Source organism: Prevotella koreensis (genome assembly GCF_003977605.1).
Classification (GTDB): Bacteria; Bacteroidota; Bacteroidia; order Bacteroidales; family Bacteroidaceae; genus Prevotella; species Prevotella koreensis.
On sequence record NZ_RYYU01000001.1, the window covers coordinates 1,792,888 to 1,813,622 of the forward strand.

Annotated in this window: 13 protein-coding genes; 6 read left to right on the forward strand and 7 right to left on the reverse strand. The window is 40.7% G+C overall.

All coding sequences use genetic code 11. The features are described from left to right. The first annotated feature begins 97 nt into the window (after nucleotides 1–97). The gene (locus EHV08_RS07635; RefSeq protein WP_126678751.1) at nucleotides 98–1,984 is read left to right on the forward strand and encodes a leucine-rich repeat domain-containing protein; all 1,887 of its coding nucleotides are present in this window, start codon (nucleotides 98–100) and stop codon (nucleotides 1,982–1,984) included. Nucleotides 1,985–2,103: 119 nt separating this feature from the next. Here EHV08_RS07635 and nrdG read toward each other — a convergent pair whose 3' ends face one another. The 4 genes from nrdG to EHV08_RS07650 all read right to left on the reverse strand — a co-directional run bounded on the left by nrdG (nucleotide 2,104) and on the right by EHV08_RS07650 (nucleotide 5,615). Next, on the reverse strand, nucleotides 2,104–2,571 hold the full coding sequence (gene nrdG / locus EHV08_RS07640; RefSeq protein ID WP_126678752.1) for an anaerobic ribonucleoside-triphosphate reductase activating protein: 468 nt from the start codon (nucleotides 2,569–2,571) through the stop codon (nucleotides 2,104–2,106). A 15-nt stretch (nucleotides 2,572–2,586) separates the two neighbouring features. Continuing rightward, nucleotides 2,587–4,701: an anaerobic ribonucleoside-triphosphate reductase gene (gene nrdD, locus EHV08_RS07645; RefSeq protein ID WP_126678753.1), complete on the reverse strand. Its 2,115-nt coding sequence runs from the start codon at nucleotides 4,699–4,701 to the stop codon at nucleotides 2,587–2,589. Between the two features lie 352 nt (nucleotides 4,702–5,053). Continuing rightward, entirely contained in the window at nucleotides 5,054–5,155 is a 102-nt protein-coding gene (locus EHV08_RS11465) for a smalltalk protein (RefSeq protein WP_158676088.1), read from the reverse strand. Between the two features lie 10 nt (nucleotides 5,156–5,165). Next, entirely contained in the window at nucleotides 5,166–5,615 is a 450-nt protein-coding gene (locus tag EHV08_RS07650; protein WP_126678754.1) for an HU family DNA-binding protein, read from the reverse strand. Between the two features lie 171 nt (nucleotides 5,616–5,786). Between EHV08_RS07650 and EHV08_RS07655 the strand changes: the two genes are divergently transcribed. The 5 genes from EHV08_RS07655 (at nucleotide 5,787) to EHV08_RS07675 (ending at nucleotide 15,295) form a co-directional block, all read left to right on the forward strand. Beyond that, nucleotides 5,787–6,614, forward strand: a complete 828-nt coding sequence (locus EHV08_RS07655; RefSeq protein WP_317125840.1) for a tRNA threonylcarbamoyladenosine dehydratase — start codon at nucleotides 5,787–5,789, stop codon at nucleotides 6,612–6,614. A gap of 106 nt (nucleotides 6,615–6,720) precedes the next feature. Then, nucleotides 6,721–7,278 (forward strand): hypothetical protein, encoded by a 558-nt coding sequence (locus EHV08_RS07660; RefSeq protein WP_126678755.1) that lies wholly within the window; start codon nucleotides 6,721–6,723, stop codon nucleotides 7,276–7,278. A gap of 123 nt (nucleotides 7,279–7,401) precedes the next feature. After that, on the forward strand, nucleotides 7,402–8,631 hold the full coding sequence (locus tag EHV08_RS07665; RefSeq protein ID WP_126678756.1) for a hypothetical protein: 1,230 nt from the start codon (nucleotides 7,402–7,404) through the stop codon (nucleotides 8,629–8,631). A 190-nt stretch (nucleotides 8,632–8,821) separates the two neighbouring features. Further along, on the forward strand, nucleotides 8,822–13,624 hold the full coding sequence (locus EHV08_RS07670; protein WP_126678757.1) for a carboxypeptidase regulatory-like domain-containing protein: 4,803 nt from the start codon (nucleotides 8,822–8,824) through the stop codon (nucleotides 13,622–13,624). A gap of 471 nt (nucleotides 13,625–14,095) precedes the next feature. Further along, nucleotides 14,096–15,295, forward strand: coding sequence for a hypothetical protein (locus EHV08_RS07675; RefSeq protein WP_238988040.1), 1,200 nt, complete (start codon nucleotides 14,096–14,098; stop codon nucleotides 15,293–15,295). On the opposite strand, the gene EHV08_RS07680 is transcribed toward EHV08_RS07675, so the two are convergent. The 3 genes from EHV08_RS07680 to EHV08_RS07690 are packed head-to-tail and all read right to left on the reverse strand — an operon-like array spanning nucleotide 15,211 to nucleotide 20,731. Beyond that, complete coding sequence (locus EHV08_RS07680) at nucleotides 15,211–15,807, reverse strand: AAA family ATPase (RefSeq protein WP_238988041.1); 597 nt, start codon at nucleotides 15,805–15,807, stop codon at nucleotides 15,211–15,213. The two genes, EHV08_RS07675 and EHV08_RS07680, sit on opposite strands and share 85 nt — an antisense overlap. A 1-nt stretch (nucleotide 15,808) precedes the next feature. Continuing rightward, nucleotides 15,809–19,327 (reverse strand): Eco57I restriction-modification methylase domain-containing protein, encoded by a 3,519-nt coding sequence (locus tag EHV08_RS07685; protein ID WP_126678758.1) that lies wholly within the window; start codon nucleotides 19,325–19,327, stop codon nucleotides 15,809–15,811. A 9-nt stretch (nucleotides 19,328–19,336) separates the two neighbouring features. Beyond that, nucleotides 19,337–20,731: an RNA-binding domain-containing protein gene (locus EHV08_RS07690; RefSeq protein ID WP_126678759.1), complete on the reverse strand. Its 1,395-nt coding sequence runs from the start codon at nucleotides 20,729–20,731 to the stop codon at nucleotides 19,337–19,339. Between the last annotated feature and the right edge of the window lie 4 nt (nucleotides 20,732–20,735).

Genomic DNA, 20,735 nt, shown 5'->3' on the forward strand with positions numbered 1-20,735 from the left:
AAATATATAAAATCGGCATGGACGTTATCTACCATGCTGATTTTTTTTGTATTTTTACGAACCTTTTTAGAATTACGTTATTTTATTTTAAACTATTATGAAAAAAACTTTACTTGTTACAGTTGCATCAATGGCACTATGTGCGAATGCAGCAAATGCACAATCGGAACAATTCGTAGAGATTGTTTCTTCAAAGTCAACAGGAGATTGGAGAATTACTCTTAACGTTGAAGATGACGAAGAAAAACCATTGGTTTGGGTTGACCTGAACAATAATGGTACGAGAGAGGAGGATGAGTCTATCGGAATGTGGGAATGGTACAGTTACAGCAAACCCCGCAATGGTGATAGATTGAAAATTTATGGTCCGATAAGTAAACTGTCATGCAGTTTCAATGACATCATAGAGATAAAATTAGAGAATAACTCTACAATTAAGGAATTAGAATGTACATACAGTAAGGGTCTCACAAGTATAGATCTTTCTGCCAATAAAAGCCTGAAGAAAGTTAGTCTATATGGCTGCAAACTTAATTTGGTGAAACTACCGGAAAGTGATGCGGAACTCGAAATGCTTGATGTGAATGATAACGAACTTACTGCCATTGATGTGAACGGATGCCCGAAACTTGAAAAGATTTTCTGTTTCTCCAATAAATTAGCGGCACCTGCAATGCAGAATATCGTTGACGGACTCGTGGATCGTTCAGGAATGGAAAAGAAAGGGCAGATGTTTGTATTAAAGAGTGTCGGCCAGCCGGAGGAGAACGAGATACTAAAGAGTACGGTATTATTGGCAAAGAAAAAGAATTGGGACGTTAAGTATTTCAATGGACAGACCGATTATGAAGGCTCTGACCATAGCCGCTATGTCACTACTTTGCCAAAAGCGTCCCTGGCTACCTCGCTGAAAGATGGTGCAGAATGGGCATTTGTATTAAATGCTGATGACGAAAACCGCGATAAGGTGTGGATTGACTTTAATGGAAACGACCTTTATGACTATGGTGAGGAGCAGGCAATATTCGATGAGGAAGTACATTTCCCTGTTACCAATAATGTGGTTAATATATATGGCGACCTTAATAAACTCGTCTGCAAGAAACTTATGCTGACATCTCTCAATGTTGAAGGAATGGAAAACCTGCAGATGTTAGACTGTTCACATAACGCTATCAGCGAACTGAATTTGAGTAAGAACACCAAACTTACCAACCTGTTTGCTTATGAAAATCAAATCAATAATATTGACCTTTCAGCCAATGTGTTGCTTTCAAATGTTTCACTCAACAGTAACAAACTCGAAAACATCTCACTTTCTAACAATAACAAACTTTCCGTACTGTTCGTGTCTAAAAACCAACTATCGACGCTTGATGTTTCAGCATGCACAGAACTTGCTGCTCTGGCTTTTGAAAACAACAAAATAGAGGAAATAAACCTTTCCGGAAATACCAAACTCGAAACTCTCTACTGCAAAGGAAACAATCTTTCTGCACTGAACCTCTCTGCCCTCAACGCAATCGTTACCCTATCCTGCGAGAACAACAAAATTCAATCTTTGAAACTGCCCAATAGTCCGATGCTCTCATCTGTGTATTGCTTCGGAAATCAGTTGAAAGGCGAGGCAATGTCAGAAGTTTGCAGAAACCTGCCTGTGCGCAATGCAGACAAGAAAGGGGCTTTGTTTGTTGTTGATACGAAAGGCGTTGACGAAGGCAATGAATGTACTTCCGTAGATGTGGAAACCGCAATGAATGCTAACTGGAATGTATATGACTATTGTGGAAATGAGAATGGAGGATATAACCCATACGGAGGCATTGTTACCGCTATCGATACATTGGAAAACACAGACAAAACCATTAAAACATCTTATTTCAATTCTCAAGGTATTGAGAGCGAAAAACCTTTCAAAGGTCTAAACATCGTTGTTAAGCAATATAATGATGGCTCCTCGGTAAAGGAAAAAATAGTGTTCTGATAAATATCAATCTGCAATTTGAGTATAATTTTGCAGTGAATTGATTTTTAAAGCAAATTTATTGGTCATCATAGACTGTTCTTAATGGATAGTCTATGATGACCAAAATCTTTAATTTATTATTTTTTCCAGAACCGCTCGGTTATGTCATCGAAGTCGTCGGTAGCGGTTTTTCTATAAATGCGCTGGTTTGTGGTGCGTTCTTTAAGGCTTCCGAGATGAGCGATGTAGGGACCGAGTTTTATATAATCGAACGAATTTCGGTCTATATGATGTGGGAAATATTGCTTGCCGCTGTACCAGCCCACTTTGAATCGTGGGTGATGATGACGTATGTATAGGGCGAGTCGCTCCACCTCTTCCGGATCGTTGTCTCCTCCCATGAAGCATACGCAAGTGAAGTCACCGTGATATTCCTCCACAAACGCATCTATAGCGTCCGTATCAAGCACCGTACCTATGTTTTCCCATAGATAGCGGCTGTGACAACCGGGACACCTGTTGGGGCATCCTGAAATGTTTATTGAAAGCGTGGTCTCGTCAGGAATTTCCTGAAAGACCACGCCTGTATTTACATATTTCAGCATTACTGTAAATCCTGTTTATGTCTCGATGAGTTCTTTAGGTTCTGTTTCATAGTAGAAGCGGCGTTTTGCCTCTTCCTGTCGAGGCTCGCTGAAGTTGCTCACTCGCTTCAGATAACCTATTATGCGTGTCATATAGTCCACGTTGCGACTATGGCAGTGCGGACATTCCTTAATGTATCTCTTGTCTATCGTACCACACTCGTTGCATATAGTATTTGGAATATTGAACGTGAAGTAGTTGCATCCCTCCTTTGCCGCCACTTTCAGCAGGTTGCGATATTGCTGCGTTGTGAGATGTTCTTCAAGGTTCATGTGCAGTGCCGAGCCACCTGTCAAGTGTTCTATATACGGTGCTCCGTGCATCTTGAACTTGTCTATTATGTTCAGCGAGTCATCCTCTACGATGTAGAAATAACTGTTGTAGCAGTCACGCGGCACGAAATATCCGTCCTCACGATCCCACTTTGAATGTTTCACGCCGACATTCTCTGCCGGTATCATTTCGCAGTTGAAGAGCAGGTCTTTCGTGCGATATTGCTTGTTGTATTTTTCTATCAGTCCGAGCACCGTCTGCACATAACGCAGATATTCCGGATTATCGCTGATTTTTATTCCCAGGAATTCAGCGGCTTCCACCAGACCGTTAACTCCTATGGTGAGATACTGTCGGCTGATGTTTATATATCCGGCATCGAACAGTGGCAGCATGCCCGACTTCTGTAGTTCTTTCAGATTCTCGTTATATGCTATCTGCACCTTGTGGCAAAGGTCTATTATCTCGCTTAGGAACTCGGTATATACCATTTTATTGTTAACGGCATACTGTATGCAGCGATTGAGATTTATCGTCAGCACACTCTTAGAGCCGGTCGATACTCCTCCTGCACCAAGAGTATAACTGAAACCGTTGTCCTGTATCTCGTTGCGCAGTCGGCAGCACGAACTCAACGAGTCGGCGTTGTCGCTCATATAAGTGAAGAATGAGTGTCCTTCGGCATACATTTCGGCGGTGAAGTCGCCCCATTCCTTGTCCATGCAGTCACCGTCTTTAGTGAGTAGAGCCATAGTCTCCACGGGGAATGTCAGCACAGCCTTTGTGCGCTCTTTGTTGAACCATTTCATGAAACGCTTCTGCAACCAAGACAATCCGTTCCAGTCGGGCTGGCTTCCATCGGGGAAATAGAACTCTCCGAACAGGCTTTGGAAATAGTATTTGTCATAGTATGCCACGTTCCAGAACACCGCTTGATAGTTACGTGCACCGGTAGGCTGGTTCAATGTATATACAATTTGCTCGAAACAGTCGGTTATCACTTTATCTATCGTGCGATTTTTAAGGCTAAGATCCACTACCTTGTCTGTATTCTGCCAATAGTCTTTGCCATATTCAAGTCCGATGAAGTAGTTCATATACATAAGGAACTCCGGCGTTGCACATGCACCGCTGAGCATCGAACTCACCATGAACACCATGTTTGCGAATCCTCCGCAGAACGATTTCAGGTTTGTCGGTGCAGTGGAATTTCCTCCGATTGATGCTGTTCCTCCTATAAGCCACGGATACATCGTTATGCTGGCGCAATAGTTCGCAAGACTCGTTTCATCGTTCTTATATATGAAATGTTTGTTTAGCAGGTCGATGTATTTGGTTGATAGTTCCTTGCCATACATCTTCTTTATCCTGTCGGTGAGAAGACGGCGATTCAGACGTATGAAACTTGCCTTTGGAAGTTCGCCGATAAGCGTTGCAATGTTCTTGTGTTCCACGTTGGCATTGGCATCATACTTTGAACCTGTTGCAGCATTCTCTGCTTGACAGTAGTCAACCAAAAAGTTCAACTTCTCCATTGTCTCGCGATCTTCCGTGTGGCGCTGACGATAGAGCATGAACGACTTCGCCACATGGTAGAATCCTTCTTTCATCAGAGATTCCTCCACTTGGTTCTGGATTTCCTCTACCTTGATGTCCTCATGGATGTCAAGGTGAGCCAGTACTTTGCTAAGTACCGTCAAATCAACGGGTTCGTTTACTGATTCGAACGCCTTTATAATGGCGTTCATAATCTTATCTAACGAAAAACGGACCTTTTGTCCGTCGCGTTTGGTAATAGAGAAAAGTTTACTTTCCATTAGTATTTTATTTAGTATATCATAATTTCAATAGTTCTCTTATTTACCCCTGTGTATCATCAAAGTTCTCTTTTTTGGAAAACATTTTTTATTTTGCTTCTTAAAAAGTTTTCCGTTTTGGAAAAGTTTTAGTGCTGCAAAGATACAAATTATTTCTAATTGAACAAATAAAAAATGAAAAAAAATGTCCTTGCATCATTTCCGGAGATTTTTTCTCCGCATGGTGCGAGAACATTCTTTTTTTTGTCCAAATCGGTAATTAGAGTCCTTGACTGATTCTGTTGCGTTCTAATTGCCGATTGGGTTTTAAGCAGTGATGGTTATAGGGGAGAACCATTCACGCCACGTTGCCTTAAAAAGCCCCCATTGCGGCATTCGCTCCAAACACACCGAGCAATGCTGTTGCCACGGCTACTACAATTTTTAATATTGTTTTCCAGTTTTCTTTGTTCATATTTTTTCTGTTAAGGTGTTTCTGTTTCTTTTTCATCTTCTTTTTTCACGTCGTTTTTCGGGAGTTCTTTGACCGCTACGCCGCTAAGCATTGCACGATGTCGATAGCCGTTCTTGTCTATCTTCGTCTCCGGGCGGAACAGAAGGTGAGTTCCTTTCACGTTTTTCTGTGCGCTGAACTCCTTCACGCTTGATGCCGATGTAGTACTGATTCCGATCTTGAATGTTCCGAGGCGGTCAATCTTTACACTCATGCTCTGTTGAAGTTTTCTCTGCATTGTGGTCACCAACTCCGAGATTACCGCCAAGATGTCGGCACGCTTCACCGTACAGTTCTCTTGCATTTCCTCTGAGAGTTGCTCTGTGCTAACGGTGTCTATGTGCTTTGCCCTGCCATACCATGAGCCCTTGTGCTTACTGTTCTTTCTGTTGTCCTGATAAAGTTTATAAAATACTGCCATTGTTTTTTCCTTTCTTTTTTAATTAATGGTTAATGTTTTTTTGTTATCACTGAAATATTTTTACCGCGCGGTGTGCCTTCACTTCGTCGTTACCGTGTCTCGAGCCGCAGCCTCGTCTCCGTGATTGCGGTTGCAAAGGTACTGCATAAGAAAGGCGAAATCAAACTTTATATGGCTACATATATGCTACTTTGCTTGTTTCTTAAACATCTTATGCTTATCTTTGCATTCGAAATGACTGATAATAACGACTTCCTTACGCGCACCCGACTGCTTGTCGGAGATGATGCTATTGCCGACATATCCGCACGGCGCGTCATTATTTTCGGTGTCGGCGGTGTCGGTTCATGGTGTGCAGAGAGCCTTGTGCGCTCAGGCATAACCCACCTTACCATTGTCGATAGCGATGAGGTGTGTGTCTCAAACATCAATCGTCAACTCATGGCCACCACACAAACGATAGGCCGCCCCAAGGTTGAGGCTTTGCGCGAACGTCTTCTTTCGATAAACCCAACGGCTGATATAGTCGCTCGCAGACAGGTGTTCTGCGAAGAGACACTTCCGGAATACCGTTTCGACGATTACGACTATGTCATAGATGCGATAGATTCACTTAAAGATAAGGTGTTATTAATATATAAGGTATGCGAGAGCCGTGCAACCCTTTTCTCCTCGATGGGTGCTGCGCTTAAGATGGATCCCACGCGCATCGGTGTCAAGGAGTTCATGAAAGTGGAAGGTTGTCCGTTGGCTCGTGCCCTGCGTAAGCGTTTTAAGTCTCTTGGCCGTCATCCTACACGAAAATTCCTCTGTGTGTATAGCGATGAACTCCTGCCAAATCTTGGCAATAACGCAGCCGATGCCATAGAAACAACCACATTCCGTAAGGCACAGACCAACGGAGCGGTGGCTCACATTACCGCAATCTTCGGCTTCACTCTTGCCGGACTTGTCATCAAAGACATAGTTTCACAAAAAGACCGGGATAAAATTATTTGATAAATTATAACGTATTATTTTCTCTTTTCATTATTTATATATATATTTGCAAACTGAGTACTTTAACACATAAAGCATTAGTCAAACTTAAACAAAATAATGAGTCATGAAGAAAATGATTTTTATAGCCATGGCAATATCTATATCGCAGTTTGCCTTGGCGCAGTCAACAGAGAAGAAAGTCAGCCGCATACGCGAACAGTATAACTCGGCACAAGAAATTGCAAAATTCATGAACGATGACGAGTGGATGGAAAACGAATGCCATACGCTGACTTTTAAGTCAAAGATAAACTATGCCGGCAGAGGAAAGGTGGAGCATGATACGAAAATGTTGCTCACGCGTGCCGCCGAGACTAACGAGAATACTGATGATTTCAATACTTTCAGACCGTGGTTGACCCGTGAGAATATCGTTTATTCTGCCGGAATCTATCGCGAGATGCTATTTGACAAGGTCACGGGCAAACTCCTTTTTTGTTATCAGCGTGCTCCATTATCAAATGGTGATGTCGGAGAAGTGCGCTTTTATTATGACAATGGGAAACTAATAAAAGCCGTTCCCAACAACGTGAAAAGTTATTATATCAGAACTCCTAAAGAAATAATTTCGATAGCAGAGTCTGTAAAGAAAATGGTGGCTAACTATAATTATATCGACTAAAGATAATTGTTTCGTTACAAATAACTTAAAGATAACTAAAAAACTCATGGCATACCTGTTGTTATGAGTTTTTTTGACTACCTTTGCAAGTCAATATATTTGCTAATTTAAAAATAAATGATTATGAGAAAAGTTTTACACATTGCCCTCGTGGCGTTATTTTCAACATTGACACTTGGTGCATACGCACAGGAGACTGTTCTTTGGGAGGAGAATTGGCAGTCTTCAGCAGAAAAGACACTTGTCAATGAAGTACAGAATCCAAATGCTGTTTACACTATCAACACAGAGGGTGGTGCAGCTCCTAAGTTCACCAAGTTGTATTACAAGACCGGTAGCACAGAAAACCTTGAGTTACTCCTTCCTAAGAAGGGTAATAAAGAAACTTGGACTGCAACAATCAACGATTTGAAAGGCAAGAGCGGTGATCTTACTCTTACATTCGCTTACAATAAGGATGGACTTGAAATCACAAGTTCAACCGCCGGTGTAACTATTACTGAGGTTAGTAAGACAGGAGCGAAAATCAATGTTCCGGAAGGAACAGCAAACCTTGTTCTTACATTTAAAAACACTATTACTTTCAACGGCCGTATCGACGACATCAAGCTCGTAGCCGGTGCAGCAGAAGAAGTTTATCCGGAAGTAGCGAACATTGCTGCACTGAAGGCTCTTGGTGTTGGTGCGAAAGCCATACTTACATTGACCGATGCTCATGTCAATTTCGCTAATGGCAAAGATGTATTTATTGAGGATGCTACAGGTGCAATCAATTTCTATGACTGTGGACTCACATATACTGCAGGTCAGAAACTCAACGGAACCATAAAGGTAAAAGAGTACAAACTCTACTACAAATTGCCTGAAGTAACCGTGATTGCCGACAACAATCTTGTTGCTACCGAAGGTGAGGTTACACCAAACGAGGTTTCTATCGAGAGCGTAAGCGAGGCTATGGCTTGCAAACTCGTTAAGGTTTCAGGAAAGGTGACAACAGCAGAGGAAGAATATCAAGATAAGAACGGTGAAACTAAAAAACGCACCAATTATTTCCTTGAGGATGGGGATCAGAACACTGTTCAGTTCTACCGCAAGTGGGAAAAACTCGAAGGTACTGACATCTCTACTCTCGTAGCAGGTGATAATGCGACTGTGACCGGTATTGTTGTTTTCCGTAAAAATGTCCCGGTAGTTGCTGTTACAGCATTCGAGAAGAACGGAACAAACTCTATCAGCGACATCAGCGCAGAGTATGACAACAATGCACCTGTTTACAACATCGCAGGTCAGCGCGTAGAGAAGGCCGTTAAGGGCATCTACATCCGTAACGGAAAAAAATACGTACTAAAATAATACACGACACTGAAATCAAAAGGGAAACAATCTTCGATAACGGAGAGTTTCCCTTTTGATTATTATGAGTAGATGTTTTCTGAACATCTGTTTCAAATTGACTTCAAACAATCATGTCTGACTGTCACACCTCACATCCTTTTTAGACAAATCCTTTTTTATTTTTATATTAATCCTAAATCTTTTGCTTATGAAGAATCTAAAAATCTTTTTGTTATTGATTCTTGGACTGTTGGCAAATATTCCTGTCGTTGCCCAAGATGACATTGTAAACGACTACATGGTGGATTTCAATTCCCCCATAACAACGAACACGAGTCCACATGGTGTCGAAAACCGTGATTTTATCGTTAGTTCGGGATGGGGGCATTTGGTAGGAATGCAGGAAATAGGTGCCGGAAATGTACCGACATACGTGCCTTACACCTACAATGCCACAGGCGGAGTGGATGATAGCGGATGTCTGCAGGCCGGTGCCGGTTCTGTTTATGACTCATGGAACGAGGACTATGTTAACATCTGGGACTATCTTGTAACACCTCTCGTAAAAGGTACGGTAACCATCAGCATGAAAAAAGCGAATGCAAATGGTTTTATTGAGTTCTGCACAATGCAGAAAAATGGCGACAAATGGGAAGTCGGTGTGCTGCTAAATGCCACGGCAATTGTTCTGCCGAACACTGAGAATTTCGTAACATACACCCTTCCCGAACTGACAAAATATACCTACATAGGTATCAGAATGGTGCATTGCTATGTTGATAATTTCAAAGCCACGACAGCGAATTTCAAGAAAATGTCGAGCCTGAAGATAAACAACATATCGCCTAACACCGACACTACGGTAGATGCTGACGCAGAAGGAAAGTTCGATGTCACATTCACCACTACTGTAACCAATAATGGAGACTTCGACATCGCGGCAGGTACAGAAAACTTTAGCGTGTCGCTGTATAAATATAATGCCGGAGGAAGTGCAGACAAGGCCGATCATGTTCACCTTGTCACTGTGCCCATTACAGAGGACTTGGCACGGAAAGCAACTTCCGGAGAACTCACACTGACAGCAACACTGAACACGTCAGACTATGAGACTGCGATGACTAACGGCATAAGTTTCCGTATCTACGAAAATATTTCGGGGACATATAAATCAACAAAGTCAGTGAAGGTTGTGCCATACGTGCCGATTCTTAGTTTGCAGACAAAGATAGGCAACTCAACAAAGACCTATGTTGACGGTGAGGAGTTTTATTTGGGAACTTCGCTGTCGGCATTGTCTCAAGATATGGAAATCGTCAACAGCGGTGGTGCACCGTTGGAAATTACGGGCGTGACCGTTCCTGAAGGGTTCACAACAACGCTGACAGCACAAAACATTGCTCCGCACAACCGCATTGCGTTCAACATCGCAACAACCGAAAGTGCCGGAGTGAAAGAGGGCAATCTCGTAATCAAAAGCAATGCTGGAGACTTCACGCTGAAGATGAGTGCCGTCATTGCAGCGGCAGATAAGTATTTCGTGAACTTCGAAACCGATGATTCCGCTGTCGGTATGATTGCCGAAAAGATTGCCGACGGATTCTACTCATACGGCTGGATTACGAACAATACAAACGAAGCCGGCTATCCGGGCAATGAGAAAAATGCGTTCTTGAAGACGGATGTGAGCGAAAAGGCACAAGGTCCTTTCAAACTGATCACGCCGTTGCTTAAGGTTGCTGACGGAGAAACTCTGAGTTTTGAGGCCGCACGTTACTATGTACAACAGGCCGAACTTAAGGTTTATTACTCTGCCGACCGCAGCACATGGAATCTTGTGCGCACCCTGAGCACTGCCGAGGGCACCGCACCTGAAGACATGTTCTCTGACGAGAATGCACCGAAGTACGGAAAGAAGTTCCTACGCTACACCATCAACAATATCCCGGCAGGAGAATGGTATGTCGCTTTCGAGGGCGGAAACAATAAGCCGGTATTCATAGACAATATTCTTGGATACAAGAGGGTTGATGTTGCTCACGATGTGAAAATCAATGCCACGATACCTGAAAGCGGAATGGTAAATGGCAAAATGACAATAACTGTCAATGCGTTTAACCTGCTCGGCAAGTCGGAAAGCGGGAGTGGCTATGTTGCAAAGGTGCTCTTTGGCGACAAGGTTGTTAAGGAAATGCCGGGAATAACGATTCCGGCAGGCGGAAACGTTAATTTCAATATCGACGTTACTCCGCATGTGGTCGGAACATTCGATGCAGTGGTGAAATTCGTATTTGCCGATGGCAACGAGGCGAAGTCTGAAACGAAAAGCGTAACAATAGCCGAGGAAACATTCTCTTCTGTGCTTGAAGCAGGCGGACCGGCAACAGGCAAGAGTTATCTTGCACCTTTCGGAACATACTACAAGAAGAGCGAATCGCAGTCGATATATCTTCCTGCCGACCTGAAAGGACTTACATCGGGTAGCAAGATTACGAGCATAACATATCGTGGTCATAATACCAAGGTGGGCGATTCAGAATATGATACACAGGTATGGATTGGCGAGACTACACTCAATGAGTTCGCAACATTGGAACCGGTTGACAAGTCCACTCTCAAAAAAGTGTTTGACGGTAAAATAAAACCTAACCAGACACAGACTTCTGAAGATAATGACGACCTTATGGTGTTCACTTTTGCCGAACCATACATTTATCAAGGTGGCAACATCGTTGTGGGTGTGCGAACAGAAGCCGAGAGTTACAATATGTCGTTCGGTATAGGTTACAGCGTTTGCGAGACTACCAAGTCAATACGTCGTGGTGTAGATAACGGGGATTTGGATAGTAAAGCGTGGACGGTATCGTCATCAGGCGCATACACCACAACACCGAAGACGCTGCCTGTTGTCTATTTTGGAGTTTTGGCAGAAGCACCCGTAATAAGTGGTGTCGTTTCCGACAAGGCCGACGGACAAAAAATAAATGGTGCTCAAGTTACGGCAACTTCAGGTGATGTGATATATGAAACCACAACCAACGACGAGGGTAAGTATTCTATCAGCATCTTACAACCCGTACTGGATTACGAACTCAGGGTTCATGCCGAAGGATATGCTCCAAAAAAGGAGAACATCAACGTTAGCGCAGGTTCTATAGAGAATAAGAATATCGAATTGCAGGAGGCCAAAGGACTGTTCATCGAGAGTTCGGAGATTGACCGGAATGGTATGGTGAATTTCAAATACAACGCTAAGGCAAAGGCCACTAACTATACAATGAATGACTTTGCTGCCGGAAGTTACACCGCAAAACTCTATGTAAATAACGAGGCTGTGGCCGAAGCAGAGGCCGTGGAGATGAAGAAAGGCGCAAGCGCAGATTTTAAATTCTCATTCACACCGCATGCCGAGGGTACATTCCCTGCATACATCGAGTTCGTACAGGGAGAGAATACCACTGCTACCGAGATACAGAACATCGTAATCAGCGCAGAAAGCGTTGGAGGTATTATACAGGTTTGCGATAGTACGGCGAAGACCACCGATGCTCCGATAAACCTTTACTATAATAATTCGGTTAGCGATGTCTATTACACACCTGAAATGCTGACGGCATTCGGTGTTCCCGTAGGAGGTACTATTACTAAGATAATGTATAAGATGTGGGCTTCGTCTCCTAAGAAGAATATAGATTTCACTCTGAACGCATGGGTAGGAACGACAGATGGTGACCCTGCAAATATCAAGGCGATAACTGCGGAAGAAAAGACTGCTGCAAAAGAATCTCTCACTCACGCCGTTGTGGATAAGACATACGACAATTTCACGCCAGACGGAATTAGTGCCACAGAGCCTGCAATGACGGAGATAGAGATTGACCTGTCAGAAAATCCGATAGTATTCGATGGCTTGCACAGTGTAAGAGTGATTATTGAGAAGTCGTCTTCTTCATGGGTAGGCGGATGTAATTTCGCGTACGACAGTAAATACAAAACCGCTTACGTCAACAGGAACGACAATGTAGTTCCGGAAGGCTTGGGCACAACTACGTCGGTATCTACACCGGTGGCTTATTTCACCATTAAAGTTGGTACAAATGTTACGGGAACGGTGACCGATGCCGTGACATCAGAACCGCTGGCCGGTGCTTCGGTCAAGTTGAAGAGCGGTGACGTTCTGTATAGTGCGACCACAGGTAATGATGGAAAATATGACATCAGAGTAAACCAACTTCAAATAGAAGACTATGTAATGGAGGTTGAGGCTACCGACGAGTACGAGATGAGAACAGTCTCTGTTGGTAAGATTCTGGAAGGAATGGTCAAGGACGCTGCTCTGCGCAAGGCTGCCACCGTCAGTGGTAAAATTACTTCTGCTCGCGACGAAAGCATCGTATCGGGTGCTACGGTCACTCTGACAGATGCCGCAGAGAAGGTGGTGGCAACGGCAACGACAGCCGAAGATGGTATGTATAGTTTCAATGTAAGGCTCCTCGATGCCGATTATAAAATCACTGTAGAGGCAGACAAGTTCGTTAAGGCTGAGGCCGAGATAACAGCACTCGTTGCAAATGTCGAGAAGAACTTCGCTCTTGAAACCATTGCCAAGAGGATATACGGCGTTGTGCGTGACATGAATACAATGCAGCCTTTGGCCGGTGCCGAAGTGTTCTATTCAAGAGGTAAAGAAGATCAGATGATAGTACATACCGATGCCGATGGTAAGTATGAACTGCTGATGGAGGATACCTCTCTTCCTTTCACACTCGGTGCAAGGTTAAAGGGCTACTTATCTGATTTTGTTGTGATGCAACCATTCTTTGAGGATATGGAATATAACTTTGAATTGGAGCAACTGGCTGATGGCATAGACTCTGTTGATACTGATGAAATCACCAAATCCAAAATCTACGACCTCAATGGTCGTCTCGTTAATATTAACGGCGACACACGGAATCTGAAACGTGGTCAGGTATATATCGTAAATGGTAAGAAAGTAGTTCTGAAGTAAATCATTTAACATCAGAACATCGTAATCCTTAATCGGTCATTTGGATTTCTCGGTTTTGTATGGCAGTGAGAAATCCGAATGACCGATTTCTAATAAAAAAGTTAATCGATAATTAGTCCTTCCTTAAAAAGCCCACTTCAACGAAATGTCTAAACGGGATAACTTTTCGGTGAAGTGGGCTTTTTAAGGAAGGACTATTTGAAGGCAATTCCGCAAGGATTTCTATGCAATTTAAGTTTTACCGGACAGCAATAATTATTTATCTTCCTCCATCATTCAGCCGCTAAGTCTTCCCATCTCCAAACTTGGCAGAAAGGATAATCCTATCTGTTATCTGGAGAAATTGTGAGAAGTCTTCTATCTTCATATCTCGCTTCTTATTAAAGTAAGTTTCCTATAGGTCTTCCGTCATCTAGTCTAATAGAAACTAAAAAATTTTTATCATTTGTTTTATCAGATTTCATTGATAGGGTGAACAGTAAAGCATCTGATATATATAATCAATATTTCAAGGAAAATGATGAAGCGGATATAGTAATACAAGTCAAATATGCAGAGGATGATGATAAACCAAATAATCCGCATAATGAAGAATTTCGACTGTCTTTTAAAAGGCGAACCCAAAAGAGTGCTTATGATTGGCGTTATCCAAAAATAGGTCTTCATATAGAAGTTAATAATATCATTATTCAGAAACCTCAATCCTTCTTCAATGAAGCACGTTTGACAGCAATAGCTTTAGCTATTCGTTTTGCCTGCCTACAAGGCGGCAATCCACAAGATGGACAATTTCTTGCTCTTGATGATATGCTTATCAGCCTTGATATGAGTAACCGCATGAAAGTGATTCGATATTTATTGGATGATATGGCTGATAAATATAAAATATATCTTTTTACACATGATAAATTGTTTTTTGAATACTTGAAGCATAAAAGTAAAAAATCATCTTCCAAATGGTCATATAGGGAACTTTATATGCAAGATTCCAAAGAACCATACATAAGAATAAGCAGAACGTATCTAGAAGAAGCTGACCATTATATTAAGCAACATAAATACGAAATTGCGGGCAATTTCTTGAGGAAAGAAGCAGAAGCTTTCTGTAAACGTTTCCTTCCTTTAAAGTGGCAATACACAAAGGAATACTGTCTTTTAGATTTAAATGGATTGATAAATAATAGTAAGAAATTTGCAGAGGAAAGTGGAATATCTGATACAACTTTATTCGATGAACTTGATAATCATCGTAAATTTATATTGAATCCTGCCAGCCACGATAGCTATGATATTGGAAAATACGAATACGAGATTAAGCAATGTTATAAAACTTTACTTTCCTTGACACAAATATCACTTCGCCCGCTCCTTTCAAAAGGTCAAAAAGTCAGAATAGAGTTAAGTACAGTAGAAAAAATATCATATAAGTTCAACATAACTTTATGTGAAGATGTGTACTTAATACAAATAGAGGGGAAACCTTCTTATGTTTCAAAAGGTAAGATAGAATTTACTGTCGATAATAATGGGACAAGTTCTCCTAAAAAAACAGATAATACGACACTTAAGAAGTTTTATGAGAAAAACTATGAGAAATCTGATAAATTTTCATTAAACTTGGATATATCTTTTTGTACTCTATATGGGTATCGATTTGACACAAGTTCATAATAGGTATCGGCAAGTGTTTTATCTTTACCAGAAGGAACATAGAAAGGTAGAATGTCCTTAATAAAAACATTCCACAAATCCATTGTTTCGGAATTTCTTGCAGAACGAAACCGAGATATATAAGAATAATTAATGAATGCACTTGTTTTATTTAGTAATCGCAGTTCTGAATCATCATCAGTGTTAGGAATACATGAAAGGCCATTGCGGTTAAGTTTCCACTGATGACCATTATCAAGTGTTATTTTCACATGAGGCATAAACCCATTATTCCCAATTTCACCCAGCTTAAATATATTGATGAGATTTTCTTCGCTATCTTCATGGTTAAAATACTTTGCTCCTTGGTCTGATTTATAGACACTTTGCAACAAAGAGTGGAGTGCATAATAAATAGAAGATTTGCCACTTCCATTTTCACCATACAGCAGTAGATGCTTATCTAATGCAAGATTAAATTTATTAGGAAAAGCCTTGAAACCTTCTATCTCTATTTCTTGAATACTTGCCATATTAGTTCATTATTATAGGTTTGAAAATATCGGGATTTAAATATTCTAAGTTGTCTAATTTCTGTAAAATACCTGTTTTTTTAATAGATTCATACAACTCAGATACAGATACCAAATTATCTTTATCTAAATTGCAATTCTCAACAATATTTCTTATCGCATCGAACACATAAATACCTATGCGTTGTAGTTCTTTAGCCAAATAGATGTCATAAACGCATCCATCAATGAGTTGTTCAAACATCTTGGCTAAATACTCATTTGAGACAAACTTGTTGATACGTACATCATGAACATTATTGATAAGGATAATGCAATCCACCAACTTAGCAATTAAACTTTGCATTTCTATTGATGGCACAGCTATAGGGATTTGCAACAACGGTTCCTTATCCAATTGGAAGTTTGAACCTTGCATCTTGCCTTTGTTTTTTAGCCAAAATTCTATCAGCTTAGAGTTTAGAAGACCTGTTAGGTATTTCATATCTACTCTATCTGTCTGGATAATATTGAATGTTTGTGAAACATAACATGGAAAATTACAGAAAGCAAATTTCGGTCTATCTACAGATTTTCTTAATGCAATAATTTTTTCATTTACAAAGAAGTGTTCCTCACGAGCTCTATGCAGGCCATAAGGTTTATTGTCTGAAGTGATAATTTCTTGAAATTGATCTAAATGATTTTTGATATGGGGCATATTATCTAAACTATGGATACTTTTATATGAAGAATTTGTATATATAGTCCATAAAATATTATGAGGATTCACTCGATACCGTTCAATTTGTTCTGTTGTATAATAAGGTTTAATTAGGTCACATTCAATATCACTTAAATCAAGTTCTTCTATTTCTGTGTCAGATAATACAAAGACACCTTGCCCAACACGATATTGGTTACCTAATAATCTTTGGCTTTTTGCATTTAATGCGTCTTGTGGAAATACTATACCTTGGGCTATCTCTTTTCTTTGCAAATAAATTTTATCATTTATACTGCTAAGTAAAGTAAAAATATCATTATTCATGGAAAAAGTTAGAGAACTATTTATATAATTTCCCCTTCTAACAACTGGCTGAAAGGATACTGAGTTAGAAGAAGTTCCGTCTAATAATTCAATAGCGTCTTTTTCTGTTGCATTGTTTGTCGTAAGTTTTCTATAATCGAAGGAATAATCATCTGTAACCTTATCTTTATTAAACAGCATAATCATTGTTTGAATGCTAGCACTTTCAAACATCATTACAGCTCCGAAATCAATAAGTTTACAAATGCGCGTTTCTTTTATTACTTTATTACGCAAGATGCTTGCCCCAAAACTTGTAGTCCAGTTGTTGGTGGCAATAAAACATAACGAGCCGTTATCTTTCAACAAGTCTATACAATTACATGCAAAAAGATACCATATATCCATTTTGCCTTTGTAATAAGGGGATTTCTTGTAAGGTTCAAAGAAAGTTTTAGACATTCTTCCTTCTTTGATATAGGGAGGATTTGCAATAATTATATCAAATCCAGTAAAGTAGCCTTGGTCATCAAGCAACTGTGGATATTCAAATCTCCATTCAAAAGAGTTTTGATAGTATTTATTATTCAACACCTCCTCTTCCATCTTTTTCATTCTGGCAAGACTGCTTTTGGCTTTCTTGTAACCATCTGGATCAAGTATTGCTTTGCATTCTCCAAACATAGGAGTTTCTTCATATTCAGAGACTAACCGTTCTGCTGCCTGTCGCTTCTTTATGTCACCACGAGCAAGTGTTGTCTTAAAGCAATCTTTTATTTCCGCTATTTTAGAACGCAGAGTTGTTTTGTTCAGATGCTCTTCTGTATATGATGCTACCAAACTTTTGTAAGTATCAAGTGTAAAGTTTTCCCATTGCTGCCCCTCCTTAGATGCTTTTTCTTTCCCTTTACGATTATATTCTACAAAGACACCTTCTATGGGCATATCAAGAGGATAGCGACATAGTTGTGAATTTCCACACATAATCTTATAGTCAAGGTTGGGCAATGGTTGTGGTTCTGTTTCGTCGACCACCAAAGCCAGCCAGAAGCGAAGGCGCGCTATATCTACAGCACCTTGTTCTATATCTACTCCAAAGATATTATTCTGTATAATGTCTCGTTTCACCTTTGCATGAGAAAAGTCTTCGGTGGACTTTAGAAAGCCGTATAGTTGCATACGAGCATGATAAAGCACATTGAGTACGCCCATAGGAAAAGCACCTGAGCCGATGGCTGGGTCGCATACCTTTACTGTCTTAAGAAGGTTGTATATTTTATTTGCATTAGTCTTGTTTTGAAGTTCGGCATTAACTACTCCCTTTTTAATCAGTGTTTCAACAGCTGGGTATAATTGTTCAGCAACATGAGATTTCAGATACTGCACAATGGTTTCACGGCACATATACTGTACTATTTCCTTTGGCGTATAGAATGCTCCCTTGTCTTTGTTGTCCTCCAACAGGTTTTCGAAGATATGTCCCAACATCTCTGGGTCGATGCCTACTTCTGCATCATCGGGATCGTTTTCGTCAATGGTGAAATTGTATTCTGAAAAGAATTCCATCAAGTCCTGAAAATAAGAGTAAGGAAAATCTATATCCCTATTATCCAAAGCATCCTTGTCGAAAAGACCGCCATTCAAGTAAGGTATCTTGATGTTGTCGCCAAGACGTGCGTCGGCAATGTCGTTGGGTCTGGCTTCGTTTAGCGTATTGAAGAAAAGAGGTTCCAGTACATCGCTCAATAATCTGTTGTTGTTCTTATAATGCTCGACAAGTTTTTGCATATATGCTTTTTCTCCACCTTCCCATGCTTTGCTACCTACAGGTACGCCCATCCAGCCTTTTTTCTGTAAGAATTGTAGGAATACAAGACGACCGAGTAGTTTTTTCACATAGTCGCGGTTGTTCTTTGCGTTTCCTGTAAGGAAATCACAGAATTTCTTATAACGGTCTTTGTACCCTTTGAAGAAGTCTTTGTTGAGTCGCTCTACTGAGAAAGTATCGGCAATATCCGATAACAGTATGTTTTCTTTCTTCACCAATTCATATAAGCGGATGGCTGCAGTAGTGCATGGCTCGTTCCCGCCCAGTAAGAAAGTGTAACGTTTAGGAGCCGTTTCTTTTGTTTGAAACTCTCCCATCTCATTGAGTGTAGTTTCCTTTGAGATGAAAGTGAGGCGATAGTCAATCTGTTTCTTCGAATAATAGAAAACCAATATGCCGTGAATGATGTCTTGGTCAATATATCTTATGGCTATATTGCGTAGTCCTTTTCTGTTGCGGGCAATGTCGATATTGTCGGCAACTTCTATTGCAAAGAGTGCCAACGAACGGTTGTTGTCAAGACGTATCGTTCCTATTTGTCCGCCACTTTTTACAGACTTGTCTTCTATCGAGTTCGGAACAGAAAGATAGTCAATCTTATGAAACATTTTGCCAAGAATGTTTTTCCACGTTTCAAGATTGAAATTCTCTTTCAATTTATTTCTTAGTTCAGTCTTATCCATATATCTTCTTTATTTTTGTTCGTTTTGTTGAATAAAAGTGTTGAGCAACAGCATCCCCCTTTCCGTAAGCCTATATTTCTGTTGGGGGTGATTGGGCTTGTCGGGATATTGCATCTCTATCCAGCCTTGCTGCATAGCCGGGAAAATGAATTTCTTTTTGAAATACCAGTGCGACTTATACACTTGCTTATACACTTGCTTATACACTTGCAAGATTTCATCAACAGATAGAACCTGCTTACTTATACTGATTATCAGTGATTTAACTTGTCCGCTAACTTGTACACTTTCGTCAACATCAATAGTGGTAACCTGTTGCTTAGTTTTCTTGGAGACGGGGAAAGTAATACGGACAAAATTATCTGTAAATGTAAAGCGATCTTCACCGTATGCTCTGAGTATGCGAGGAACTCCTGACCCCAACGACTCTACTAACTCCAAATCACGATAGATGCGCATTAATTCTTTATTTCGCGGAATAGATATTCCGTTAAAGAACTCTTCACGGCTTAGCGATTCTGGAAGTCTTCCGGCAGAAGTTATCTCAATGCGGTCTGGGAAAATTTCAAACTTGGGTGGTGTCTCAAACGAATAGTCATTATGTACAATGGCGTTGACAACAGCCTCGCGCAAAGCTATCTTATCCCATAAAGGGCTTTCGGTTCGTTCTGCGGAGGTGATGGTTGCAAAGACTTTATTCTCTATATCTAATTTTGCCAATACACTTTTTGTTGCCTTTATCAATGAACAATATCCGTATTCGTTGTTCTCTATTAAGTCGCATCTGTCAAGGCTTGAATATTTGGCAAGTTTTATAGAGTTGTTGTTTTCGTCGGCCAGCAAATAAGCCACATAGTTAAGTCTTCCGTCCTCTGTCAATAGTTCCAAGCTATGCTTGAAATTCTCGTTCAGCCGTTTGCCACGCTCGTCGTAATAAATACGAAGTTGCTCGAAAGATAAATCCTGCCTATTGGAGATAATCCTCCCAATGGAATTTCGTGTACGCATAGCAAACAGACGATCAATCTGTTGTTGCTGCATGGGCTCTGCAGAAGTACCTATCCGAATGAAAGTTCCTTTGGAAGTCATACCATACTTGGACTTAAAATAAGGTTTTTCTATACCACTTGCAATGGTAATCTTCACGACTGGGCAGCCGTTTCGGTCTTCTGCTGATATATCGAAAAGTCCCATAACCGAGGGTGAGATGTTGTTTTTGATGCGATCTTTCAATCGTAACATACAGGTATCTACGTCATCGACTCCTACTGTGTTTCCGTTTTTATCAACACCTATATATATGTAGCCCCCTTCCTTGTAATTCAGAAAGGCTATCACTTCTTTCTCTATATCCAAATCGGGGGTAAACTCCAACTTGTATTCTATACGATTAGTTTCACTCATAATC